The sequence below is a fragment of the Amycolatopsis sp. NPDC049252 genome, assembly GCF_043197175.1.
Taxonomy (GTDB): domain Bacteria; phylum Actinomycetota; class Actinomycetes; order Mycobacteriales; family Pseudonocardiaceae; genus Amycolatopsis.
This window is the reverse complement of record NZ_JBICSQ010000005.1, coordinates 72,277-96,198: the sequence shown is the minus strand read 5'-3', so window position 1 is coordinate 96,198 and position 23,922 is coordinate 72,277. Positions and strand designations below refer to the sequence as shown.

21 protein-coding genes and 1 tRNA gene are annotated in these 23,922 nt (G+C 70.4%); 18 read left to right on the top strand and 4 right to left on the bottom strand.

Going from position 1 to position 23,922, the window contains the following annotated elements:
- The first annotated feature begins 67 nt into the window (after positions 1-67).
- The 3 genes from ACGFMK_RS10305 to ACGFMK_RS10295 all read left to right on the top strand — a co-directional run bounded on the left by ACGFMK_RS10305 (position 68) and on the right by ACGFMK_RS10295 (position 3,812).
- Entirely contained in the window at positions 68-2,362 is a 2,295-nt protein-coding gene (locus tag ACGFMK_RS10305; protein WP_392760272.1) for a sodium-translocating pyrophosphatase, read from the top strand.
- Positions 2,363-2,632: 270 nt separating this feature from the next.
- On the top strand, positions 2,633-3,109 hold the full coding sequence (locus ACGFMK_RS10300; protein ID WP_392760271.1) for a hypothetical protein: 477 nt from the start codon (positions 2,633-2,635) through the stop codon (positions 3,107-3,109).
- Between the two features lie 52 nt (positions 3,110-3,161).
- Positions 3,162-3,812: a hypothetical protein gene (locus ACGFMK_RS10295; protein ID WP_392760269.1), complete on the top strand. Its 651-nt coding sequence runs from the start codon at positions 3,162-3,164 to the stop codon at positions 3,810-3,812.
- Positions 3,813-3,830: 18 nt separating this feature from the next.
- Here the strand turns inward: ACGFMK_RS10295 and ACGFMK_RS10290 are convergent, their stop codons facing one another.
- Positions 3,831-4,637 (bottom strand): serine protease, encoded by an 807-nt coding sequence (locus tag ACGFMK_RS10290; protein WP_392760267.1) that lies wholly within the window; start codon positions 4,635-4,637, stop codon positions 3,831-3,833.
- A 310-nt stretch (positions 4,638-4,947) separates the two neighbouring features.
- On the opposite strand from ACGFMK_RS10290, the gene topA reads away from it, so the two are divergent.
- The 7 genes from topA to ACGFMK_RS10255 all read left to right on the top strand — a co-directional run bounded on the left by topA (position 4,948) and on the right by ACGFMK_RS10255 (position 14,139).
- Positions 4,948-7,824, top strand: coding sequence for a type I DNA topoisomerase (gene topA / locus ACGFMK_RS10285; RefSeq protein ID WP_392760265.1), 2,877 nt, complete (start codon positions 4,948-4,950; stop codon positions 7,822-7,824).
- 150 nt (positions 7,825-7,974) lie between these two features.
- Positions 7,975-8,766 carry an ESX secretion-associated protein EspG gene (locus ACGFMK_RS10280; RefSeq protein WP_392760262.1) on the top strand — a complete coding sequence of 264 codons (792 nt, stop codon included), beginning with the start codon at positions 7,975-7,977 and terminating at the stop codon, positions 8,764-8,766.
- Positions 8,759-8,932: a hypothetical protein gene (locus tag ACGFMK_RS10275; protein WP_392760261.1), complete on the top strand. Its 174-nt coding sequence runs from the start codon at positions 8,759-8,761 to the stop codon at positions 8,930-8,932. Before ACGFMK_RS10280 ends, ACGFMK_RS10275 begins: the two co-directional genes overlap by 8 nt.
- Entirely contained in the window at positions 8,925-9,716 is a 792-nt protein-coding gene (locus ACGFMK_RS10270; RefSeq protein ID WP_392760259.1) for a hypothetical protein, read from the top strand. The genes ACGFMK_RS10275 and ACGFMK_RS10270 overlap by 8 nt, the downstream gene beginning before the upstream one ends.
- A 307-nt stretch (positions 9,717-10,023) precedes the next feature.
- On the top strand, positions 10,024-10,656 hold the full coding sequence (locus tag ACGFMK_RS10265) for a hypothetical protein (protein WP_392760257.1): 633 nt from the start codon (positions 10,024-10,026) through the stop codon (positions 10,654-10,656).
- A 148-nt stretch (positions 10,657-10,804) separates the two neighbouring features.
- Positions 10,805-12,937 carry a bifunctional MFS transporter/dTMP kinase gene (locus ACGFMK_RS10260; RefSeq protein ID WP_392760255.1) on the top strand — a complete coding sequence of 711 codons (2,133 nt, stop codon included), beginning with the start codon at positions 10,805-10,807 and terminating at the stop codon, positions 12,935-12,937.
- Positions 12,934-14,139 (top strand): DNA polymerase III subunit delta', encoded by a 1,206-nt coding sequence (locus tag ACGFMK_RS10255; RefSeq protein WP_392760253.1) that lies wholly within the window; start codon positions 12,934-12,936, stop codon positions 14,137-14,139. Before ACGFMK_RS10260 ends, ACGFMK_RS10255 begins: the two co-directional genes overlap by 4 nt.
- 69 nt (positions 14,140-14,208) lie before the next feature.
- On the opposite strand, the gene ACGFMK_RS10250 is transcribed toward ACGFMK_RS10255, so the two are convergent.
- A complete protein-coding gene (locus ACGFMK_RS10250) occupies positions 14,209-15,870 on the bottom strand; it encodes a hypothetical protein (RefSeq protein WP_392760252.1) in 1,662 nt (553 codons plus the stop codon).
- Positions 15,871-16,003: 133 nt separating this feature from the next.
- Between ACGFMK_RS10250 and ACGFMK_RS10245 the strand changes: the two genes are divergently transcribed.
- Positions 16,004-16,077, top strand: a tRNA-Thr gene (locus ACGFMK_RS10245).
- A 262-nt stretch (positions 16,078-16,339) separates the two neighbouring features.
- Here ACGFMK_RS10245 and ACGFMK_RS10240 read toward each other — a convergent pair.
- On the bottom strand, positions 16,340-16,795 hold the full coding sequence (locus tag ACGFMK_RS10240; RefSeq protein ID WP_392760250.1) for a GreA/GreB family elongation factor: 456 nt from the start codon (positions 16,793-16,795) through the stop codon (positions 16,340-16,342).
- Between the two features lie 123 nt (positions 16,796-16,918).
- Here ACGFMK_RS10240 and ACGFMK_RS10235 point away from each other — a divergent pair, with 123 nt between their 5' ends.
- From ACGFMK_RS10235 to glyA, 5 genes are all read left to right on the top strand, one after another.
- Positions 16,919-17,506, top strand: coding sequence for a TetR/AcrR family transcriptional regulator (locus ACGFMK_RS10235; protein WP_392760248.1), 588 nt, complete (start codon positions 16,919-16,921; stop codon positions 17,504-17,506).
- Between the two features lie 24 nt (positions 17,507-17,530).
- Complete coding sequence (locus tag ACGFMK_RS10230) at positions 17,531-18,052, top strand: gamma carbonic anhydrase family protein (protein ID WP_392760246.1); 522 nt, start codon at positions 17,531-17,533, stop codon at positions 18,050-18,052.
- A gap of 39 nt (positions 18,053-18,091) precedes the next feature.
- A complete protein-coding gene (gene rplK, locus ACGFMK_RS10225; protein WP_392760244.1) occupies positions 18,092-18,514 on the top strand; it encodes a 50S ribosomal protein L11 in 423 nt (140 codons plus the stop codon).
- Position 18,515: 1 nt separating this feature from the next.
- Positions 18,516-18,920: a hypothetical protein gene (locus ACGFMK_RS10220; protein WP_392760242.1), complete on the top strand. Its 405-nt coding sequence runs from the start codon at positions 18,516-18,518 to the stop codon at positions 18,918-18,920.
- A gap of 113 nt (positions 18,921-19,033) precedes the next feature.
- Positions 19,034-20,302 (top strand): serine hydroxymethyltransferase, encoded by a 1,269-nt coding sequence (gene glyA, locus ACGFMK_RS10215; RefSeq protein ID WP_392760240.1) that lies wholly within the window; start codon positions 19,034-19,036, stop codon positions 20,300-20,302.
- 53 nt (positions 20,303-20,355) lie between these two features.
- Here the strand turns inward: glyA and ACGFMK_RS10210 are convergent, their stop codons facing one another.
- The gene (locus ACGFMK_RS10210) at positions 20,356-21,117 is read right to left on the bottom strand and encodes an inositol monophosphatase family protein (RefSeq protein ID WP_392760239.1); all 762 of its coding nucleotides are present in this window, start codon (positions 21,115-21,117) and stop codon (positions 20,356-20,358) included.
- 73 nt (positions 21,118-21,190) lie between these two features.
- Here ACGFMK_RS10210 and ACGFMK_RS10205 point away from each other — a divergent pair, with 73 nt between their 5' ends.
- The gene (locus tag ACGFMK_RS10205; RefSeq protein WP_392760237.1) at positions 21,191-22,117 is read left to right on the top strand and encodes a winged helix-turn-helix transcriptional regulator; all 927 of its coding nucleotides are present in this window, start codon (positions 21,191-21,193) and stop codon (positions 22,115-22,117) included.
- A 94-nt stretch (positions 22,118-22,211) separates the two neighbouring features.
- Positions 22,212-23,861: an MDR family MFS transporter gene (locus ACGFMK_RS10200; protein ID WP_392760235.1), complete on the top strand. Its 1,650-nt coding sequence runs from the start codon at positions 22,212-22,214 to the stop codon at positions 23,859-23,861.
- Positions 23,862-23,922: the final 61 nt, after the last annotated feature.

Sequence of the window (23,922 nt, the reverse complement as noted above, 5' to 3'; positions counted from 1 at the left end):
CAGCGTAGGCCGTGTCGAACCCTCGGCTCGTCGACGCTGGCGCATGTCGACGTCTCCTGGAGGACGAATGGCACGGCAGTTCCTCGCGGAGGGCGGCAACATCACGCTCTCCGGAGGTGGCTACACGATTGTCGGTGTAGTCGCCGTGGTCGCGCTTGCCGCACTCGTCATCGGCTACGTCTTGCTCAAGGAGGTGCTGGCCGCGGGCCAGGGCACCGCCAAGATGCAGGACATCGCCAAGGCGGTGCAGGAAGGTGCGGCCGCATATCTGAAGCGGCAGCGGAACACCCTCGCCATTTTCGGCGTGATCGTGTTCCTCCTGCTTTTCGCACTCCCCGCCGACGACTGGAACGAGAAGATCGGCCGCTCGATCTTCTTCCTGGTCGGCGCGGCATTCTCGTTCGCGATCGGTTACCTCGGCATGTGGCTGGCGACGCAGGCGAACCTGCGCGTGGCCGCCGCGTCGCGTGAGGAAGGCGGCCGCGAAACCGCCATGCGCGTGGCCTTCCGCACCGGTGGTGTGGTCGGCATGATCACCGTCGGCCTCGGCCTGTTCGGCGCCGCGGTCGTCGTGCTGGTGTACACCGGCCAGGCCCCGAAGGTGCTCGAAGGTTTCGGTTTCGGCGCCGCGCTGATCGCCATGTTCATGCGTGTCGGCGGCGGTATCTTCACCAAGGCCGCCGACGTCGGCGCCGACCTCGTCGGCAAGGTCGAGCAGGGCATCCCGGAGGACGACCCGCGCAACGCCGCGACCATCGCGGACAACGTCGGTGACAACGTGGGTGACTGCGCCGGCATGGCCGCGGACCTCTTCGAGTCCTACGCCGTCATGCTCGTCGCCGCCCTGATCCTGGGCAGCACCGCCTTCGGCGTGCACGGCCTGATCTTCCCGCTGATCGTGCCGGCCATCGGCGTGATCACCGCGGTGATCGGCGTCTACATCACGAAGGCGCGCGTCGGCGAGGGTGGCCTCGTCACGATCAACCGCTCCTTCTACATCTCCGCGGTCATTTCCGCGGTGCTGTCGGCGATCGCGGCGTTCGTCTACCTGCCGAGCAGCTTCTCGGACTTCGGCGCGGGCTTCGAAAACGCGGGCAACCCGGCGGTCATCGCGACCATCGCGGTGATCATCGGCATCGTGCTCGCCGCGGTCATCCTGAAGCTGACCGGTTACTACACCGGCACCGAGTACAAGCCGGTCAAGGACGTCGCGCAGACGTCGGAGACCGGCGGCGCGACCGTCATCCTCTCCGGTATCTCGGTCGGTTTCGAGTCCGCGGTGTACACCGCGCTGGTGATCGGCGCGGCCGTGTTCGGCGCGTACCTGCTGGGCGGCGGCGTCGCGCTGTTCGCCGTGGCGCTCGCCGGTACCGGCCTGCTGACCACCGTCGGCGTCATCGTCGCGATGGACACCTTCGGCCCGGTCTCGGACAACGCGCAGGGCATCGCCGAGATGTCGGGCGACGTCGACGAGAAGGCCGCGCAGATCCTCACGGAGCTGGACGCGGTCGGCAACACCACCAAGGCCATCACCAAGGGCATCGCGATCGCCACGGCGGTGCTCGCGGCGACGGCGCTGTTCGGCTCCTACTCCGACGCGATCGAGAAGACGCTGTCGGGCATGGGCGCGGGCGTGGCCAGCGGCCTCGGTGCGGCGAACTCGTTCGTCAACACGATCGTCAGCCCGAACACCCTCGTCGGCGTCATCGTCGGCGCGGCCGTGGTGTTCATGTTCTCCGGTCTCGCCGTCAACGCGGTCTCCCGCGCCGCCGGCGCGGTGGTCTACGAGGTCCGTCGCCAGTTCCGCGACATCCCCGGGATCATGGAGGGCACCACCCGTCCCGAGTACGGCAAGGTCGTCGACATCGTCACGCGCGACTCGCTGCGTGAGCTGACGACGCCGGGTCTGCTGGCGGTCTTCGCCCCGATCGCGGTCGGTTTCGGCCTGGGCACCGGCGCGCTCGCCGGCTACCTGGCCGGCGCGATCGCCTGCGGCACCCTGATGGCGATCTTCCTCGCCAACTCCGGTGGCGCGTGGGACAACGCGAAGAAGCTGGTCGAGGACGGCAACCACGGTGGCAAGGGCTCGTCCGCGCACGAGGCCACCATCATCGGTGACACCGTGGGTGACCCGTTCAAGGACACCGCCGGCCCGGCGATCAACCCGCTGATCAAGGTGATGAACCTGGTCTCCGTGCTGATCGCGCCCGCCGTCGTGCAGTTCTCGATCGGCCCGGACCAGAACACCGCCGTGCGCATCATCATCTCGCTGGTCGCGCTCGCCGTGATCGTCGCGGCGATCGTGGTGTCGAAGCGCCGGGGCACCGTCCTCACGGACACCCCGACCGAGATCACGGCCTGACACACGCAGTACCCGCTTCCCGGGCCCGGCACGCAGCGTCGCGTGCCGGGCCCGGGGCGTGTCAGCACTTCCCACACTGGCCTGGCGACTTGCGAAGCGGCACCGAGTCGGTACCGTCGGGCTCTCGGGGGACGTCGTCGAGCTGGAGGTGTGCGGGTGCGGCCGCGGTCAACCGTCTTAGCCGCTCTGACCACGACGATCACCATCGGCCTCGCCGGCTGCGGGCAGCAAGCCCCAACGCAGTCGCCGGCGCGGGACCAGGGTCTGTCGGTGACGACCGTGGTGCCGCAGGCCGATCCCGTGGCGAGATGGGCGGACGGCTACTGCGGTGCGATGGGTTACCTGGTCCGCGCGCTGGCCTCGCTCCCGACGGTCGATCCGAGCACGCCGCAGCAGGCGTCCCGGACGACGGGCGATCTCCTTTCTTCGGTGGTGGGTGGGCTCGACCGGAGCCTCGCCGGGCTGAACGCGCTCGGCGCGCCGCCGGTGCCCGCCGCGGACGCCGGCCGCGAGGACGTCATCGGGCAGTTCACCGAGATCCGCACGCAGGCCGAGAACGCGCGGCAGCGCATCGCCGCCGTCCAGGGTGACGCGGAGGCGACCAAAGCGGCGCTCGGCGAGGCCGGCGCCACGCTGGACCGCATCGACGCCCTGGACTACCTCAGGGGCCTCAAGAACGTCCCCGCCCTGGAGTCGGCTCAGCGACGGGCGCCCAGCTGCGGTCAGCTCGACCAGCCGCCCGGCTGAAAGATCACGGTGACCCTCGCCACGAATCGAACTTGTGTTCTAGTATGGCGCGGTGGATCGGACGATCTCGCTCTTCTCCGCGGAGGCCAGCGGGCCCGGCCTGGGCGACCTGGCCGGGCTGTTGTGCTGCCACGGCCAGATCACCGGTTTCGGGCGCACCGCCGCGCGGCTTTCGGTGGTCGTCGAGGAACCGTGGCGGGCGCACGTCCTGGCGCGTGAGCTGCGTCAGCGCGGCGCGGACGCCCAGGTCTCGAAGGCCGAGTGCGGCAACCCGCAGGTGCGGACGTCGTTCCGGGTGGACCTGCTCCCGCTGGCGCTGAGATGGCTGCGCGAGGGTTGCGCCGGCCCGGTGGAGGACGACTCGGGCAAGGCGGTGCCGGACGGTTTCCGGCTGAGCGGCGCGGTGCTGCGGATGTGGGCGCTGGCCGGCGGCCGGCCCGGGACGCAGGGGTACCTCCTGGGCGTCGACCCGCTGGCGCCCGGCATGCACGAGCGGCTGGTCGAGGCGCTGACGCCGCTGGGTGTGCTGGCGAAGCTGACCGGCCCGAAGGCCGAGGTCCCGGCGGTGAAGGTCACCGGGAAACGCAGGTTGGAGGCGTTGCTGGAACTGATCGGAGAGCCGCCGCGAGGCGCCGAAGCGGCGTGGCCCGGTGCGGCGCCGGAGGCGGCTCCGCACCCGGAGGCCGTGACGAGCACGGCCTGACCGGGTGCGGCTGCCGCGTCAGGGCCGGGGCAGGGTGCAGCCGGTCTGGGTGAGCGCGATTTCGCTGGCCGCGGTGAGGCAGGCCGGGATGCCGTAGGTCTCCTGGCCGTAGTTGGTCAGGTGGTGCACCGTCACGTTGCCGGCCTGGTCGACCTCGCACGGGTTGTTCTCCGTGCAGCGCTGGCCGTCCTCGTTGCCGGTGTTGTTGACGCCGACGACCTTGCCGCCGGAGATGATCGGCGAGCCCGAAGTGCCGCCGATGGTCTGGCAGGCGGAGGTGTAGCGGATCGAGTCCTTCCAGGTCCAGCTGCCCTCCTTGAGGCGGTAGACGAACCCGTCGATGTTGCAGGAGTAGACGCGCTTCCAGTAGCCCGAGACGACGTCGATCGCGGAGCCCGCGGTCGGGTGCGCGTTCGACAGCTCCAGCGGCGAGATCCCGTAGCTCGACTTGATCTGCGCGTAGGTGGTGTTGAGCTGGTAGAGCGACACGTCGGTGTCGGTCATCGTGCCGTAGATGATCTTCTTCGCCCGCAGGGTCGCCTTGTTGCTCCCGCTGGCGGTGAGCAGCGTGAACGTCCGGCTCGACGCCTGGTTGGTGATCACCTGGCCGGGGCCGGGGAAGCCGCTTTCGAGGCAGTGGCCGTTGGACATGACGAGGGCGGGCGCGGTGTCCGGCGTCGCGACCGGTTTGACCACCGAGCCCGAGCAGTTGGACAGCGCCACGGTGCCGGCGAAGTTCGCCGCGGCCGCGTTCGCCGGAGTGACTCCCAGTAATACGGTGGCGGTCACGGCGGTGAGCAGGGCGCCGAGCAGGCGTCGGGTCATGGCGGATCCTTTCGGCTGGACGGGGAATCCAGTGAAGCGGTCACGTCCCCGCGCCCACCACCGTCGAACGGAGGGTATCCGGCCGGTCACGCGCTAGGCTGCGCGGCACGTGGCCGAAATCACGTGCCCGGTGTAGAGAGGAAACATCGCCGAGGTCAACGGCGATGCGGTGGACACAGGCTCAGCGGCGTGTTGGGCCACCTCCACGCCGTCCGGGCTGGGAGAGCGTGCACACTGACAGGTCGAGACGCGGGCTTGGACCCCCCGTCAGGGGTTCGGACGTGGTGCAGTCCCGCGGCGGCGGGACGAGATGAGCGGAGAGCAGGACAGCGTGGCAGGAGCACGGACCAAGAAGAACGGAGCCGGGGCGGACAACGGCGCCGGGCACCGGCGGCTCGTTATCGTCGAGTCGCCGACCAAGGCCCGCAAGATCGCCCCCTACCTCGGCGGCGGTTACGTCGTCGAGTCCTCCGTCGGCCACATCCGCGACCTGCCGCGTGGAGCCGCTGACGTCCCCGCCCAGTACAAGGGTGAGTCGTGGGCCCGGCTCGGGGTCGACGTCGACAACGACTTCAAGGCCCTCTACGTGGTCACCCCGGACAAGAAGTCCAAGGTCACCGAGCTCAAGGGGCTGCTGAAGGACGTCGACGAGCTCTACCTCGCGACGGACCCCGACCGCGAGGGCGAAGCCATCGCGTGGCACCTGCTCGAGACGCTGAAGCCGAAGGTCCCGGTCCGCCGGATGGTCTTCCACGAGGTGACCGAGCAGGCGATCCTCGCGGCCGCCGACTCCACCCGCGAGCTGGACGCCGACCTCGTCGACGCCCAGGAGACCCGCCGCATCCTCGACCGCCTCTACGGCTACGAGGTCTCGCCGGTGCTGTGGAAGAAGGTCATGCCGAAGCTTTCGGCGGGCCGCGTGCAGTCGGTGGCGACCCGGATCGTGGTCGAGCGGGAGCGCGAGCGGATGCGCTTCACGTCGGCGTCGTACTGGGACATCTCGGCGACGATGGACGCGGGCGAAGAGGCCTCGCCGCGGAACTTCCCGGCCCGGCTGGTCGCCGTGGACGGCGCGCGCCTGGCCACCGGCCGCGACTTCGGTTCGGACGGGCAGCTCAAGGCGTCGAACAACGAGGTCCGCGTGCTGGCCGAGGCCGACGCGCGTCGCCTGGCCGACGCCCTGAAGCAGCGTGACTTCGAGGTCTCGAGCGTCGAGGAGAAGCCGTACACGCGGAAGCCGTACGCGCCGTTCATGACCTCGACGCTGCAGCAGGAGGCGGGCCGCAAGATGCGGTTCACGTCGGAGCGCACCATGCGGATCGCGCAGAAGCTGTACGAGAACGGTTACATCACTTATATGCGTACCGACTCGACGACGCTCTCGGAGTCGGCGATCTCGGCGGCACGCAGCCAGGCCACGCAGCTGTACGGCAAGGAGTACGTCTCGCCGTCGCCGCGCCAGTACACCCGCAAGGTCAAGAACGCGCAGGAGGCGCACGAGGCGATCCGTCCCTCCGGCGAGGTCTTCCGCACGCCGGGCCAGGTCGCGAGCGAGCTGGACACCGACGAGTACCGCCTCTACGAGATGATCTGGCAGCGCACGATCGCCTCGCAGATGGCCGACGCCAAGGGCACCACGATGTCGGTGCGCATCGTCGGCAACGCGACTTCGGGCGAGGAGTGCACCTTCGCCGCTTCGGGCCGCACGATCACCTTCGCAGGCTTCCTGAAGGCGTACGTCGAGGCGGTCGACACCGAGACCGGCGGTGAGGCCGACGACAAGCAGAGCCGCCTGCCGGTGCTCGAGAAGGACCAGGACCTCACCGCGACCGAGCTGAGCCCGGACGGGCACACGACCTCGCCGCCGGCCCGGTACTCCGAGCCGAGCCTGGTCAGCAAGCTGGAAGAGCTGGGCATCGGCCGCCCGTCGACGTACGCGTCGATCATCAAGACCATCCAGGACCGCGGTTACGTCTGGAAGAAGGGCTCCGCGCTCGTTCCGTCGTGGGTCGCGTTCGCCGTGATCGGCCTGATGGAACGGCACTTCGAGCGGCTCGTCGACTACGACTTCACCGCCGGCATGGAGGACGAGCTCGACCGCATCGCCAACGGCGACGAGCAGCGCGGCCAGTGGCTGTCGAAGTTCTACTTCGGCGGCGACATGGGCGTCGACGGCTCGATCGGCCGCCTGGGCGGGCTGAAGAAGCTGGTCGAGGGCAGCGTCGAGGACATCGACGCGCGTGAGATCAACTCGATCCCGCTGTTCAGCGACTCCGAGGGGCACACCGTCGTCGTCCGGGTCGGCCGTTACGGGCCGTACCTGGAGCGCGAGGTCGACGGGAACTCGCAGCGCGCGAACCTGCCCGAGGACCTGCCGCCGGACGAGCTCTCCCTGGAGATCGCGGAGAAGCTGTTCGCGACCCCGCAGGAGGGCCGCACGCTGGGTACCGACCCGGTGAGCGGGCACGAGATCGTCGCGAAGGAAGGCCGCTTCGGGCCGTACGTCACCGAGGTCCTGCCGGAGCCCGAGCCGCTGCCCGAGACCGCTACGGCCGCGCAGAAGAAGGCCGCGAAGGCGAAGCAGCCGAAGCCGCGCACGGGCTCGCTGTTCAAGTCGATGGACATCGAGACGGTGAACCTCGAGGACGCGCTGAAGCTGCTTTCGCTGCCGCGCGTGGTCGGCAAGGACCCGGAGTCCGGCGACGAGATCACGGCGCAGAACGGGCGCTACGGGCCGTACCTGAAGAAGGGCACGGACTCGCGCTCGCTCACGACCGAGGACCAGCTGTTCTCGATCACCGTCGAAGAGGCGCTGAAGATCTACGCCGAGCCAAAGCAGCGCGGCCGGTCCGCCACCGCGAAGCCGCCGCTCAAGGAACTCGGCGAGGACCCGGTGTCGAAGAAGCCGATGGTCGTCAAGGACGGCCGGTTCGGCCCGTACGTCACCGACGGCGAATACAACGCGACGCTGCGCAAGGGTGACGACATCGACGAGCTCACCGCCGAACGGGCGTCCGAGCTGCTGGCGGAGAAGCGGGCGAAGGGGCCGGCGCCGAAGCGGAAGGCGCCGGCGCGCAAGCCGGCGTCGACGACGGCGAAGACGGTCAAGGCGGGGACGAGCAAGACCGCCAAGGCCGCGGCCACGAAGACCGCTCCCAAGCGCACCACGGCCACCAAGGCCAAGTAGCGCTCTCCCGAAGGCCCCCTCGCCGGCGCTTATGTCCGGTAAGGGGGCCTTCGCGGCGTTTCGGACCGCCTGCCGACCGTTCGGCGACTCGTCTCGTGGAGTCGAACATATGTGCGAGAAATTGTCGGTGCCAGGGTGTTCAATCGAGGGGTGAACAACTCAGTCGCCGTCTTCGACGTCATCGACGAGGTCATCGCCCCGCTCTCGGCCGAGGTCCCGGAGCGGCCCTCCGTGATGGAGTTCTACGACCCCGAGTTCGAGATCCCGCCGGTGCTGGCGGACACCGAACCCCGCTTCTCGCGGCCGGACGAGCGGCCGCGGAGCCTGGCCGACGAGGTCGAGCAGTACACCCGGTTCGTCGCCGGGATGGCCGCGATCGGCCTGGCGCCGGGTGGCGAGGTCACGGCGGAGGCCGTCGGGCTGTACCGGGCGTTGCGGGGCGGCTTCATCCGCGGTGTCGTCACCGGCGTCTTCCCGGCCCGGCGCGAGCCGTGGGAGGTCCGGTTCTTCGGCGACGAGGACTACACCACGGTGCTGCACAAGCTGGGCAACCGCGCGCGGCTGCGGTCGGGGTTCCTCAGCGAGCTGCCCGGCTGGGTGTTCGACGGGCTGCCCGACCGGCCACCCGGCCCGGGCCGGCAGGTGCGCATCGAGACCGACGAGGGCGGCCTGATCCCGCGCCGGTGCGAGGAGGCCGTCGAGCTGATCCGGGAGTGCGCGGCGCGGCCGCGGCTGGGCACGGTGCTGGTCGACCTCGCGGTGCGGAACTCGATACTGGCCGAGTACCCGCACGGCGCGTTCGGCCTGGTGGACAACGACCTCGGGCGCTACCAGTTCAGCGCGGCCATCGGGCGGAGCGGGCGCTGGACCGTCACGTGGGGACCAGCGTCGCGGAGCACGGCCGAGCAGTGGATCGTCGAGGCGGTGCAGAGCCATGCCTGAGCCGGCGGCGCGGAGAGATCTCACGGTGCGCGACGCGATCCTCGCCGCGGTCGAGGAGAACAGCGGCGTGCCGATGTGGCGCGGCGCGGCCGCGGCGCCGGTCGAGCCGCGCGACACGGGAGCGGCGGACCGGCGCGGGCGGAGCGAGGTGCGGCGCCATGGCTGAGCGCACCGCGGCGCGCGAGCTGCTGGAGCTGGCGGCCTGGCCGGTCCTGGCGGCGATGCCGGACCGCGAGCCGGTCGACCGGTTGTACAACCCGGACGTCAGCGACCACGACATCCTCGTGCACGGCCCGGTCTCCGACGACCCGGCGGACCTGGCCGAGGAGGTCGAGCGGCACGTGGCGTGGGCCGCCTGGATCGACGGCACACCGTTCGGCGAAGACGGCGAGCTCAACGAAGTCGGCTTCGAGGTGGTGTCGCTGATGCTGCGCGGCTCGGTGCGCGCGGCGCTGTGCGGCGTGTTCGACGAAGGGCCGGAGACCGCGGACATCCGGTGCTACGCCGACGGCGAGCGGGCGTTCATGATGGGCTCGCTGCCGGGGCGCACCGCGATCCACCTCGCCGACTTCGACGAGCTGCCGGAGATGCTGGTGGCGGAGCTGCCGGAAGTGCCGTTCGGCAGCCCGCGCCGCGCGATCTGGGTCTCGGTCGACGCCGACGGCCTGGTCCACGACGGCCAGGACGACGACGTCGGCGCGATGCGCGAGGTGCTGGCCCGCCCGCGTTCGGGCACGGCCGTCCTGGACATGCTCGCGTTCGGCGGGCTGTGCGCCGAGTTCCCCGACCACGGGTTCGTCCTGGTCGACACGGACCTGGGCCGCTTCGCGCTGGCGGCACTGGACCGTGGTGACGGCCGGCGCCAGCTGGTGCTGAGCCCGTTCAGCCGCGAGATGCTCCGCGACTGGTGCCGGAAGATGATCGATCTGGGGCAGGAGGAGATTTCCTGACCCGATGACCGAGGGGCGGTTGCTCCATCCGGGCTCGATCGCCACGCGCGAAACCGGCCATCTTGACACCCTGGGTGTGACCGCTTCCGTGCTGGTCGCCGGCCGTGACTGTGATGGGCTTCACTACGATCTGTCACCATTGGCGGTCGACCGAAGCCTCGGCGGACTGGACACTGCTGGGGGTTCGGGCGTGGGCTTGCGCTGCGTGACGAACCCTCCTTTGGAGACAGAGCCATTGGGCGGATGCGTTATCCGCCATGGTCGCTACCCTGGAAAGGCGAGGACATTCAGTAGTGAGGTGGTCACCATGAGCGCGAACGGTGAGGCTCCCTTCTTCGGTGCCCCCGAGCTCACTCAGCGCGACGGCACACTGTCCGAAGCACCAGGCGAGATGTTCGCGGACCCGGTCTCCGGACTGGTCACCACGGACCCCGAGCCCCGCACCGCGATGCCGAACGGCCACGAGCCCGCCGCCATCCCGGTCGCCGGGCCCGTGCAGCACGACGAGGAGGTCGTACGCCGGATGGTGGAGGAGACCCTCCGCGAAGACGGCGTGCCCGGGGCCCAGGCCCCGGGGGCGATCCCACCCGCCGGCACCACGGGCACGCTCGGCGAGGACGTGGCGCCGCCGCTCGGGGTGCTGCCACGGCAACGCAACCGGCAACGGACCTGGCCGAAGCGGGCACCGCAGATGCTGCGGCCCGTCCGGCCGCAGCAGGCGCCGCCGGCGGCGGACGACTTCGACGAAGATCTCGAGGTCGTGCCCATCAAGCGGCGCAAGCTGCCGAAGATGCCGGCGATGTCGATGCCGGCGATCGGCCGTCCGTCGTCGAGCGCGTCGGGCGTCATCCTCGCGGTGGTGCTGCTGATCGTGTTCGGGTTCGTCGCCATCGAGATGGTGTCGAGCCTGGTCAGCAGCGTGACGGGGTTGTTCGACTGACGTTCTCCCGCTGTTCCCCACCCCATTGGGACCTCGGGGTCGTCCGCGTGCCAGAGGCCGATCGGGCTACCCTGGCTACACGGTCGGGCTAACTCACGAGGGTGCCCGGCACCGCGGTGACTAGTGGGGTGGGCGTATCAGCGAGGGCGTGCGATCGGTACCCGGGACCGCTCCCGGTGGGTCGTCGGGCGCCGAGGCGTCCACGATCAGCCGGGTGCGGCGGGTACTGGCGATCAAACCGTTCCGGCGCCTCTGGGGCGTCACGTACCTGTGCAGCGTGGCCGACTGGCTGAACATCCTGGCTCTCACCGGCCTGGCCACGAAGCTGACCAACAACTACTTCGCGCAGAACTTCGCCTTCGTCGGCGTCGTGCTGACCGGACTGGCACCGGGGCTGCTGTTCGCCCCGGTCGGCGGCCTGCTCGCGGACCGGTTCGACCGCCGCAAGGTCATGATCGTGGCGGACCTGCTGCGGTGCGGCTTCCTGCTGTCCATCGCCTTCGTCAGCGCGCCGTGGTGGCTGCTGGTCGGCAACTTCCTGGTCGGCAGCGCGGCGAGCATGTGGATCCCGTCCAAGGAAGCGGCGGTCCCGAACCTGCTCCGCCGGCCGGACCAGGTCGAGACGGCCAACCAGCTCGGCATGGTGATGACCTACGGCCTCGCCGTCGTCACCGCGGCCGGCGCGAACGCGATCCTCACCGGCATCAACACGAATTTCCTCCACGTTCCCGGCGAAGACACCAGCCTCAGCATCGCGAAGCTCGTCGTCGTCATCACCGGCCTGCTCTACCTGGCCAGCGCGATCCTCATCGCCACCCGCATCCCCGAACTGTCGCTGCGCAACGTCCACGCGCTGCCGGAGCAGAAGGTCAAGGCGGCCGACGAGGAGAAGCTCGGCATCGGGACGATGATCGCCGACGGCTTCCGCTTCATCCGCAGCACGCCGCTCGTGCGCGGGCTGCTGGTCGGCGCGTTCGGCGCGTTCGCCGCCGGCGGCGCCGTGATCGGCTCGGCCAAGCCGTACTCCTCGAGCCTGCTGGCCGGTGACTCGGCGTTCAGCCTGCTCGTCCTGGCCGTGTTCGTCGGCCTCGCCTCCGGCATGGCCTTCGCGCCGAAGCTGTCCCGGCGGCTCCCGCACGACCGGCTGTTCGGCGTCTCCATCATCGCGGCCGGGCTCTCGCTCGCGCTGGTCGCGTTGTCACCGCACCTGTCGGTCTCGCTGATCACCGTGGTCCTGGTCGGGTTCTGGGCCGGGACGGCGTTCCTCACCGGTGTCACGATCATCGGCTCCCGCGTCGAGGACGCCATCCGCGGCCGGATCAACGCGATCTACCAGCTGATGATGAAGCTGGTGCTGTTCGGCACCACGGTCACCGTCCCGTTGCTGGTCGGTGTCGTGGGGACGCGCACCTTCGACGTCTGGGGTGGCAGGGTCTCGGTTGACGGCACGCGGCCGATCATGTTCGCCGGCGCCGTGATCGCGCTGGTCGCCGGGCTCTTCGCCTACCGGCAGATGGACGACAAGCGCACCGAGCCGATCCTCTCCGACCTGCGCAACGCGCTGCGCCTCACGCCGCGGCGGGTCAACGGGTTCCTCATCGCCGTCGAGGGCACCACCGCGATCAACACCGCGATCCAGGCCGTCAACCTGGCCGACTGGATGCGCGGCGGGACCCGGCCGGTCGTCGTCGCGGCCGACCCGGCGCTCGACGACAAACGGCTGACGGCTCTGGTTTCCGGCGCGTCGCTGACCGGCGCGCGCGCCCAGGCGCTGGCCGCCGCCGCGGTGCGGGCCGACATCGTCGAGCGGCACGTCCAGCCGGCGCTCGACGCCGGTTCGGTGGTCGTGATGGAACGCTTCGTCGACTCGCCACTGGCGCACCTGTCCGCCGTCGCGGGCCTCGACAGCAGCGAGCTCGAAGGCCTCGCCGACTGGGCGACCGGGCGGCTGCGCCCGGATCTGACCGTCCTGCTCGACGCCGCGCCGCCCGGGGCGCCGCGCGACAAGGCGGCCACCATGAACGACCAGTGGCGGGTGCAGCACCTGCTCATCGAAATGGCCGCGGCGGATCCCGAGCGGTACGTCGTGATCGACGCCGACGGCACCGACACCGAGGTCGCCGAGCGGATCCGCACCGCGCTGCGCGCCGTGTTCGTCGGCCGGCTGTCGGCACTGGCCCCGACGACCGAGAAGCCGGTCACGCTGCCGCTCGAAGTCGACGACCCCTTGACCGTCGAAACCCTCGAGACATCGGAAGAGTCTCGCGTGGAGGCGAAGTGACGACGACCGAACGCATCGGCGTCTGGAACCACGTGGTCGGCCAAGAGGCCGCGGTCGAAACCCTGACGGCGGCCGCGTCCGCCGCGGCGAAGATCGTCGCCGGGGAGCCGGCGCCGCCCGGCGCGATGACCCACGCCTGGCTGATCACCGGGCCGGCCGGGTCCGGCCGCTCGGTGGCCGCGCGGACGTTCGCCGCGGGCCTGCAGTGCAGCACCGGCACCGGTTGTGACGCCTGCCCCGGCTGCCACACGACGATGGCGGGCACCCACGCCGACGTCCGGCTCGTGGTGCCGGAAGGCCTGTCGATCTCGGTCGCCGAGATGCGCGCGCTGGTCCAGGCCGCGGCGCGCCGCCCGACCACCGGCAGCTGGCAGGTCGTGATCATCGAGGACGCGGACAGGCTCACCGAGGGCGCGTCGAACGCTCTGCTGAAGGCCGTCGAGGAACCGCCGGACCGCACGGTGTTCCTGCTGTGCGCGCCTTCGGACCACCCCGACGACGTCTCCGTGACGATCCGCTCGCGCTGCCGCCTGGTGAATTTGCGGACGCCGCCGGCCGAGGCGATCGCCGACGTGCTCGTGCGCCGTGACCACGTCGACCCGGAGCGGGCGCACTGGGCCGCGTCGGTGTGCGGCGGCCACGTCGGCCGCGCGCGCCGGCTCGCCACCGACGAAGCCGCGCGCCAGCGGCGGGCCACCGTGCTGCGGATCCCGCTCGGCCTGCGCCGGCCCAGTGACGTCTTCACGTGCGCCGACCAGCTGATCAGCGCGGCCGAGGCCGACGCCGGTGAGGCGAGCAAGGGCCGCGACGAGGACGAGCGCAACGAGCTGCGCACCGCGATGGGCGGCGACGGCGTCGGCAAGGGCGTCGCCGGCGCGAAGCGTGCCGCCGAAGCCGCGGTGAAGCAGCTGGAGAAGAAGCAGAAGTCCCGCGCCACCCGCACCCAGCGCGACACGCTCGACCTCGCGCTGATCGACCTCCTGGGCTTCTACCGCGACGTCCTGGTGACGACGACCCGCTCCGGCGCGACGCTCAACCACCCCGACCAGGCCGACCAGATCGCCGAGGCGGCCTCGTCGTGGACCCCGGAGTCGACGTTGCGCCGCCTCGAAGCGGTGCTCGAATGCCGCGAGGCGATCGACCTGAACGTGAAGCCGCGCATCGCCGTCGAAGCGATGGTCACCACGCTTCGCCAGGGCTGACACGAAGAAACCCCGTCAAGAGCCGAGCTCCTGACGGGGTTTCTCCACTGTCCCCGGGGTTGTCTCAGATCACTCGCGCGGGCGAGGTGACGGCTTGAACGGCTTCTCCTCGACCGCCACGGCCAGCGGACGACGGCGTGTGCCCGGCATCGCGGCCACCATGACCACGCCCAGCAGCAACATCGCGGTGCCCGACCAGAACAGCGGCACCGTGTCGTACGCGCCGCCGGTGTAGGCGAGGTTCTTCACAGGACCCTTGGGCGCTTCGCCACCCGCGGGCGGCGGCGTGCTCGTCGTCCCGCACACCACGCCGTCGGTCGGCGCGTAGGCCCGCGCGATCTGCTCGCCGAGCGACAGCTGGGCCAGCGAGGACGGCAGGTTCTTCTGCTGGTCGGCCGGAAGCAGGCTCTTCAGCTTCGTCGTGGGCAGCAGCTGCAGGTCGAACATCCGGGCCGACGCACCGAGCTGGAAGCCCTTGAACGGCGTGGTCATCGCGGCGCTCTTCTGGTCGAGCCCGGCGATGCTCAGCCGCAGCACGCCCAGGTCGAGCACGGTGCCGGCGGTGTTGCCGACCTGCTGGACGCCCTTGGTGAGCGTCGAAACCAGGCCGCCGACCACCGGGATGTCGTTGAGCTGCCCGAACTGGTCGCTCAGCCCGGCCAGCGGCAGCCCGATCGGGATGTCCTTGGTCGGGTGCGCCGCGTCGAGCGTGTACAGCACCTTGCCGCCGGCCTCGATGGTCAGCACCGGCGCGGTGTACTCCACTTTGGACGTCTTCGCGTCGCCGGTGGAGGTCACCTTCAGCGTCGGCTGGCTGGCCACCTTGATGCTCAGCGCCAGCGGGGTGCCCTTGAGGATCTCGATGTCGGCGCCCTGCACCGTCGACGTCGACTGCACGGCCTTGTTCTTCGAGCCGGGCAGGTCGACGAGCTTCACCTGCGACCGCGACGAGAGCGTGTTCGGCAGGCTCAGCAGCGAGCCGGTGCCGTTCGCCGCGGTCTGGCCGCCGCCCTGCAGCAGGCCGCCGAGGCTCTGCAGGCCCTTGGTCAGGTCGAACCCCTTCGCCAGCGTCGACGGGTCGAGCGCCAGCTTGTCGAGCCCGAGGTTCGGCAGCGACGGCACGACGTTCAGCAGCGAAAGGCTCGCGACCGACGTGCTGGCGTCGGCGATGGTGTCGACGCACGGGCCGAGCGTCGGGCTCCAGCGCGCGTGCGCGGTCCCGTTCAGCAGCCCGACGTTCAGCAACGGATTGGACGGCGCGTTCAGCCCACCGCTGATCGGCTGCGGGTTGTCCGGCAGCGCGGTCTGCACGACGCTCCCTGGCGTCTGCGGCGCGTTCCCGCCGACCGACAGCCCGAACGGCGACGCCTGCGCGACCGCCTTCTCGTAGCTGAGGTAGGCGTCGGAGTTCGCGGACGCGCTGGACAGGCCCATCCCGGCCTCGAGCGCCGACTGCTTCGGCAGGGTGTCCCCGAAGCCGGGCAGGATCGTGCTCGTCGGCACGGAGTTGGGCAGCAGGCGCACGATCCCGAGCGCGGTCCCCGCGTCGCCGACGGCCTGCCCCAGCGGCTGCGGCCCGATCGGCGCCGAGATGGGCGCCTGCCCGGAACTCGCCGGCTGCGGAATCGGCGTGGTCGGATAGGTCGGGTCGGCCATCGCCGGCGCCGCGCTGAGCAGGAGCAACGCCGCGGCCGCCGGCAGGGCCGCCGAACGGGGCAGTCTTCGCCGCATGTGCCAGTGCCTCCAGGTAGGTCGACCGTGGTGTGAGATCGACGTCATAGGGCCCTAACGACGGTGCCCCGGGAAAGTAACGCTGACAGCCTCCGCTACACTGGTTCCCGTCGCCAGCGCGAGCCGGAGACATGCCGCCTTAGCTCAGTCGGCCAGAGCGATTCACTCGTAATGAATAGGTCAGGGGTTCGATTCCCCTAGGCGGCTCGACAAGACCTGGAAGGCCCGTGCTCGCACAGAGCGCGGGCCTTTTGGCTTGTCTCGCGTGTTTTTGTGGGGCTCCGCCCCACACCCCGCCCGGAGGGCTTCGCCCCCGGCCCCCCTCGGTGGTCGCCTTCGCGTGTCGGCTCGCGTGGCCATCTTGGTGGCGAGATTCTTTTGAGGAACCACCCGGGTGGGTCAAGTTTTGGGGTGCGTGGATGGCGAAGGTCCCCGCTTTGTGGGCGGGGGCCTTCGGGTGAGCAGGGGGCTACTTCGGCGGGGAGACCTTGACGACCGTGGCCTTGGCTTCGCCTCGGGGGGTGCGGTAGGTGATCGCGTCGCCCGCTTTGGCGCCTACCAGTGCCAGGCCCAGTGGGCTGTCCGACGTGATCGCGTCCGAGTCTTCGCCCGGGACCGTCACCACCTGGAACGTCTCTTCGTCGCCGTCCGAGAAGCGGAGGGTGACCGTTGTGCCGTCCGGGAGCTGGGCGTTGCCGTAGCCGCCGTGTTCCATCTTCGCGGCCAGGTCGGCGATCTGGCGGTCGAGCCGCGCCGCGGCCTCCGCACGGTCGATCACGTCCGCCTGGTCCGCCGCGTCGCCCGTGCGCTCCTGCTCGCCGGGTTGCGGCGCGAGAGCTTCCCGTTGAGCGCGCAAGTTCGCGATTTCCTTCTCCAGCTGGCTGCGCGCAGCCGGGCTGAGCCCCTTGTCCCCTGAGATCACCATGCCGCGCATTGTCCGCTGCGCGGACCGGGGTGGCCAATCCGGTTTTTCACCCGAAGGCCCCTCGCGGGACGTCTGCCCTAGGATTCGGGGCTGACGTCCGGAAAGAAGGTAACGAGAATCACCGTGAGCGCAGTCCCCGGTCGCAGTGACCGGCTCTCTCCCAACCAGCTGGCCAAGCAGGAACAGATCGTCGAGGCCGCCCGCGTCGTCCTGGCGCGTGACGGGCTCGCGGGGTGCACCGTCCGGGCCATCGCGGACGCCGGACCGCTCACCAAGAGCGCGATCCACTACTACTTCGCCGACATCGACGTCCTCATCGACCGCGCGATGGCCGCGCACATCACCGCGTTCGCCTCGGGCCTGCGCGACGTCGCCGCGGCCCACGACGACCCCCGCGTGCGGCTGTTCGCCGTCGTCGAGGAGTACCTGCGCGTGTTCGCCGCGAACCCGAACGCCGCGTTCCTGTGGTTCGAGTACTGGATCGCCGCCGGCCGGGCGCAGCACCCGCAGGCCATCGACGTGATGCTCACGTCGCTCACCGAACTCCTGGCCGAGCTGCTGGCGCCGCTGGACGTCGACGACCCCCGGGCGCGCGCCCGGGCGCTGCTGTCGTACCTGCTCGGCACGGTCGTCCAGCAGCGGGTGCGGCCGCGCCCGTTCGCCACCCTGCGCGGTGACATCGAGGCGCTCTGCTTCGCCAACTACGGCTAGCAACTGCTCGTCTAGGGTGCGGACATGCCTCTGTTCTCGTTCGAAGGGCTCAGCCCGCAGGTCCACCCGGACGCCTGGATCGCGCCCACCGCCACGCTCATCGGCGACGTCGTCGTCGAGAAGGACGCCTCGGTCTGGTTCGGCGCGGTGATCCGGGCCGACTTCGGCCGGATCGTCATCCGGGAGGGCGCCAACATCCAGGACAACTCGGTGATCCACGTCAACGACGGCGTCTGCGAGGTCGGCAAGAACGTCACCGTCGGCCACCAGTGCCTGGTGCACGACTGCACCATCGGGGAGCAGGCGCTGATCGGCAACGGCTCGACCGTGCTCGACAAGGCGAAGATCGGCGCGCGGGCGCTGGTCGCGGCCGGTGCGACGGTCACGCCGGCCACCGAGGTGCCCGAGGAGGTCATCGCGATGGGCAGCCCGGCGAAGAAGTTCGTGCCGCTGACCGACTCGGCGCGGATGTGGGTCGAGCACAACGCCGCGATCTACCAGGAGCTCGCCCGCCGTCACCGCGCCGGGACCAAGCCAGTCGATTGAGTTTGACTCTCCAGTAACTGGAGACTCTAGCTTCGGGCCATGGCTCCGAAGAAACTCACTCACCAGGCCACCCTCGAACTCGCCGCGGGCAACGCCCCGGTCGTCGACCTCGGCAAGATGCTGGGGCAGACCGGGGTCAACCTCGTCGAGATCAAGAAGGCCTACGACGCGGCGACCGCGAGCCAGCGCGGCGACATCGTCCCGGTCGTGGTCTCGGTGTTCGAGGACCGGTCCTTCGCGCTCCGGCTCAAGACCCCGCCGACGTCCTTCCTGATCAAGAAGGCGCTGGGGGACAAGGGATCTTCGCGGCCGGGACACGAGGTCGCCGGCAAGATCACGACGCAGCAGCTGCGGGAGATCGCCGAACGCAAGCTGCCGGACCTGAACACCTCGGACGTCGAGATGGCGATGCGCACGATCGCGGGCACGGCCCGGTCGATGGGCGTTGCGGTCGTCGATTGACATGCGCAAGCACGCGATCGTGCCGCCGTTCCGGGCTTTGGACCCCGAGCTCGGGGTGGCGGAATGGTTGCTGCGCCAGGGAAATCCCGAGCTGAGCGGCATCGTCGCGCAGCTCCCGGACGAGCGTGCGGCCGCGCGTCGCCTCAACGCCGTGCTGGCCGAGGCGGGTGCGCGGCCGCGGCTCGTCGGCACCGGCTCGGCGTGGCGCATCGTGTACGTGACGTCCAGTGCGGAAACGGGCGAGCTGGCGACGGCCGCGGCCGGCCTGGCCGAGCTGGTCACCGTCGGCGGCTGGCGCCGGGTCAAGCGGTGCGCGACCTGCGCCCGGCCGTTCTGCGACCGCACCTCCGGCTGCACGCGCAGGTGGTGCGCCGAACACCGCCGGGCCTCGAGCGGGGTGCACTAGTCTGGTCCGCGCAGCAGCGACTGGCGCCATCGAGGTGGAGCACCACCGGGAAGCGACGACGAGGCCGGCACCGCGCGCCTGGGTGAAGGCCACTCCAGAGCCGGAGTACGCCCATGACTCACCAGCCGGAACTGAACGCGCTCGCCACCGCCGATCCCGCGATCGCCGGGCTCGTCGAGGACGAAGCGAAGCGCCAGCACGACAAGATCCGCCTGATCGCGTCGGAGAACTACGTCTCGCAGGCCGTGCTCGAAGCCACCGGGACCGTGCTCACCAACAAGTACTCCGAGGGGTACGCGGGCAAGCGGTACTACGAGGGCCAGCAGTTCATCGACCAGATCGAGCAGCTCGCCATCGAGCGCGCGAAGGCCGTCTTCGGCGCGGACCACGCGAACGTCCAGCCGTACTCCGGGTCTCCGGCGAACCTGGCCGTGTACCTCGCTTTCGCGAAGCCCGGTGACACCGTGCTCGGCATGGCGCTGCCGGACGGCGGCCACCTGACGCACGGCTGGAGCGTCTCCGCGACCGGCAAGTGGTTCACGCCGGTGCGTTACGGCGTGCGCAAGGAGACCGGCCGCGTCGACCTCGACCAGGTCCGCGACCTCGCCCGTGAGCACCGGCCGAAGCTGATCTTCGCCGGCGGCACGGCGATCCCACGCACCATCGACTTCCCGGCGTTCGCCGAGATCGCCGCCGAGGTGGACGCGGTGCTCGTCGCCGACATCGCGCACATCGCCGGACTCGTCGCCGGTGGCGCGCACCCGTCGCCGGTCGGGCACGCGCAGGTCATCACCACGACGACGCACAAGACGTTGCGCGGTCCGCGTGGTGCGATGATCCTTTCCGACGCCGAGCACGCGAAGGCCGTCGACAAGGCGGTGTTCCCCGGCCTGCAGGGCGGTCCGCACAACCACACGACGGCGGCCATCGCGGTCGCTCTGGGGGAGGCGCAGCAGCCGTCGTTCGGCGACTACGCGCACACCATCGTCGCCAACGCTCGCGCTCTCGCGGACGCGCTGCTGGCTCGCGGTTACGACCTCGTCTCCGGCGGCACGGACAACCACCTGCTGCTGATCGACCTGACGAACAAGGCCGTCGCGGGCAAGCCGGCCGCGCAGGCGCTGGACCGCGCGGGCATCGAGCTGAACTACAACACGGTGCCGTTCGACCCGCGCAAGCCGTTCGACCCGTCGGGCATCCGGCTCGGCACCTCCGCGATCACCACCCGCGGTCTCCGGCCGGAGCACCAGGTGCAGGTCGCGGACTGGATCGACCGCACGGTGACCGCGGCCGCCGCGGAAAACGAGTCCTCGCTGGACACGATCGCCGCGGAGATCCGCGAGTTCCTGGCGCCGTTCCCGATCCCGGGTTACTCCGCCTGAGCCCAAGTCCGTGAATGTCGCATTGAGGGACTCTAAGTCCCTCAATGCGACATTCACGGCTTTCCGGCCAGGGCGGCGAGCGCCAGGGGGTGCAGGGTGGGGGTGGCGGTGAGGAAGCTTGGCGACGTGGGCGCCCACGGGGTGCCGTCGGCGGTGGTGACCACCGCGCCGGCCTCGCGGGCGATCAGGGCCGCGCCGACGAGGTTCGTCGCGTCGCGGCCGTACTGCCAGAAGACGTCCAGCCGCCCGGCCGCGACGTCGGCGACCTGCCACGACGTCGGGCCGAGGTTCCGGACCGCGGCGACCTCGTCGAGCACCGCCGTGAGCGATCGGCCCGCGGCCGCCGAGACGCCGGGCTGCTGAGTGACGAAGGGCGGCTGGCTGGTCGCCGCGACCGCCGCGTCCAGGGAAGTCTTGCGCGACGGCGAAATCGGCGTCCCGTTCCGCCACGCACCCGCGCCGCGCGAAGCCGAGTAGGTCTCGCCGAGCCACGGCGAGTGCAGCACCGCCAGCTCGGCCTCGCCGTCGCGCAGCAGTGTCACGGTGACGCAGTACTGCGGCAGGCCCTGGACGAGCTGGACGGCGCCGTCGAGCGCGTCGACCACCCAGACCTCACCGCCGGGGACGTCCTCAAACTCGTCCACCCAGCCCGCGTCCGGCCGGATCTCGGCGAGCGCCGCGCGCAGGCTCGCGGCCAGCGGGTCGTCGATCGCGGAGAACGTCGTGGCGAGTTCGCCGAGCGACGTGGGCGGCCGCTGCGGGGCGCGGATGCCGGTGGCCAGGGTTTCCACGATGTCGATCACTGATTTCAGCATGCGTCCAGGGTTACGCTCGGGCGGCGCTTGCAGGTACTCCAGCGTGAAAAATCGAGCGGAAACGGACTCGCGGATGCAGTTACTGACCGAAATCGAACAGCGCGTCGTTTCGGCTCTGCAGGTCGACGGCCGGGCCGGACCCGGCCGGATCGCCGAGGTCCTCGACCTGTCGCCGCGCACGGTCACCCGCGTCATCGCCCGGCTCACCGCCGACGGGCGGCTCAAGGTCGTCTGCGTCCCGAACCCCGCGCACGGCCTGCGCGGCGCGCTGCTTCTGCGGTTGAAGGTGCTCCGCGGCCGGACGCCGGTGATCGCCGACGCACTCGCCCAACGTGACGACGTCCTGTTCGTCGACATCCTGGCCGGCGGTGAGGAGATCAGCGCCGTGGCGCTCGGCGGGCTCGACGGCCGGCTGGTGCACGACGCGCTGCCGTCCACCTCCGCGGTCACCGAGCTGCGCGCGCACTCGGTCCTCCACGTCTTCTCCGACGCGACCGGGTGGCGCACCGGCCTGCTCACCGACGCCGAGGTCGCCGCGCTGGCCCCGCCGCCGCCCGGCGACGACGTCACCCTCGACGTGCTCGACCGGCGGCTCCTGGCGCGGCTCGCGGTCGACGCCCGCCTCGGCCCCGGCGAACTGGCCACCGAAGCGCCGGAATCCACGGTGCGAAGGAGGCTCGACCGGCTCACCGTGGCCGGGCGGATCCGGACCTACGCGAACATCGACGTCACAGCGCTCGGGTTGACGGTCGACGCCAACGTCTGGATGACCGTCCCGCCCGGGCGGCTCGACGACGTCGGGCGCGTGCTGGCGCGGCACCCGATGGTCCACGGCACCCTCGCCACGACCGGCGTGACCAACCTGATGGCCGCCGTCTGGTGCCGTGATCTGGGCGACCTCTACGCGTTCGTCACCGGCCTCGACGTGCCGTCCGCCGAGGTCACGGTGGTCGCGCGGGCCGTCAAGCGGGGTGGGAGACCAGGGTCACAGGATATTTGATTGCACGATACAAGCTTCCGCGGAATAGTTGGCCCGAGCAAGTAGTTGACAGCTACAAGCAACTACGACGAAGGCGTATCCGAGGGAGACCACCATGAGCGACACCACCACGGCGGAAGGAGCAGCCGCTACGAAAGGCCGGCTATCGCACCGTCAGATCCTGACCATCCTGTCCGGGCTGATGCTCGGTATGTTCCTCGCCGCGCTCGACCAGACCATCGTGTCGTCGTCGATGCGCACCATCGCCGACGAGCTCCACGGCCTGTCACTGCAGGCCTGGGCCACCACGGCGTACCTCATCACCGCGACGCTTTCGACGCCGCTCTACGGCAAGCTGTCCGACCTCTACGGCCGCAAGCCCATGTACCTGACGGCGATCTCGCTGTTCCTGGTCGGCTCGCTGGCCAGCGGCATGGCGACGTCGATGTACGAGCTGGCCGCGTTCCGCGCGTTCCAGGGCCTCGGTGCCGGTGGCCTGATGTCCCTGGCGCTGGCGATCATCACCGACATCACCGCGCCGCGTGAGCGCAGCAAGTACCAGGGTTACTTCATGGCGGTGTTCGGCATCTCGAGCGTCGCGGGCCCGGTCGTCGGCGGCTTCTTCGCCGGCATCGACTCCTTCGCCGGCATCACCGGCTGGCGCTGGGTGTTCCTCGTCAACGTCCCGATCGCGCTCGCCGCGCTGGTCGTGGTCAGCAAGGTCCTCAACCTCCCGCACACCCGCGTCGAGCAGAAGGTCGACTACTGGGGCGCCGTGACGCTGGCCGTCGGGCTGGTGCCGCTGCTGATCGTCGCCGAGCAGGGCCGCGAGTGGGGCTGGGGTTCGGCCGGTTCGATCGCGATGTACGCGATCGGCGCGCTGGGTGTCGCCGCCTTCGTCTGGCAGGAACGCCGCATGGGTGACGCCGCGCTGCTGCCGTTGCGGCTGTTCAAGCGCCCGGTGTTCCGGATGGCCACGCTGGTCACCGTCGTGCAGGGCGCCGGGATGTTCGGCGCGATGATGTCGCTGCCGCTGTACCTGCAGATCGTCAAGGGCGCGACGCCGACCCAGGCCGGCCTGCAGATGCTCCCGCTGACGCTCGGCATCATGATCGCCAGCCTGACCAGCGGCCGCCTGATCTCGAAGACCGGGCGCTACAAGATGTTCGCGGTGGCCGGGATCGGCCTGATGGCGGCGGCGCTGTTCGCGCTGTCGACGATCACCGCCGACACCTCGCTGTCCTTCGTCATGGTGATCGCCTTCGTGATCGGCCTCGGCCTCGGCGCCTCGATGCAGACGCTGGTGCTGGCCGCGACCAACGACGTCCGTCCGCAGGACATCGGCGTCGCCACCTCGGCGGCGACGTTCTTCCGGCAGATCGGCGGCACGGCGGGCACCGCGGTGTTCCTGTCGATCCTGTTCGGCACGGTCGGCGACAAGATCGCGAACGCCGTCCGCTCGGCGATCGCCACCCCGGCCTACACGGCGGCGCTGGCCCAGCACCCGGAGTTCGCGCAGCAGCTGAAGGGCGGCCTGGACGTCAACGACACGTCGTTCCTGTCCTCGCTCGACCCGGTGCTGGCCCGCCCGATCCTGCAGGGCTTCGCCGAGTCGATGAGCACGGTGTTCCTGGTCGGCGGGATCGTGCTGACCGTCGGGTTCGCCCTGGTGTGGTTCCTCAAGGAGAAGCCGCTGTCGGACAAGTCCGCGATGGAGCAGCGCGCGGAGGCCGAGGACGCTCCCGCCCTCGCCCTGGCGCACTGACCAGCTGAACCGACTGCTGAAACGCGAAGAGGCCCCTCGGGATCCGAGGGGCCTCTTTCGC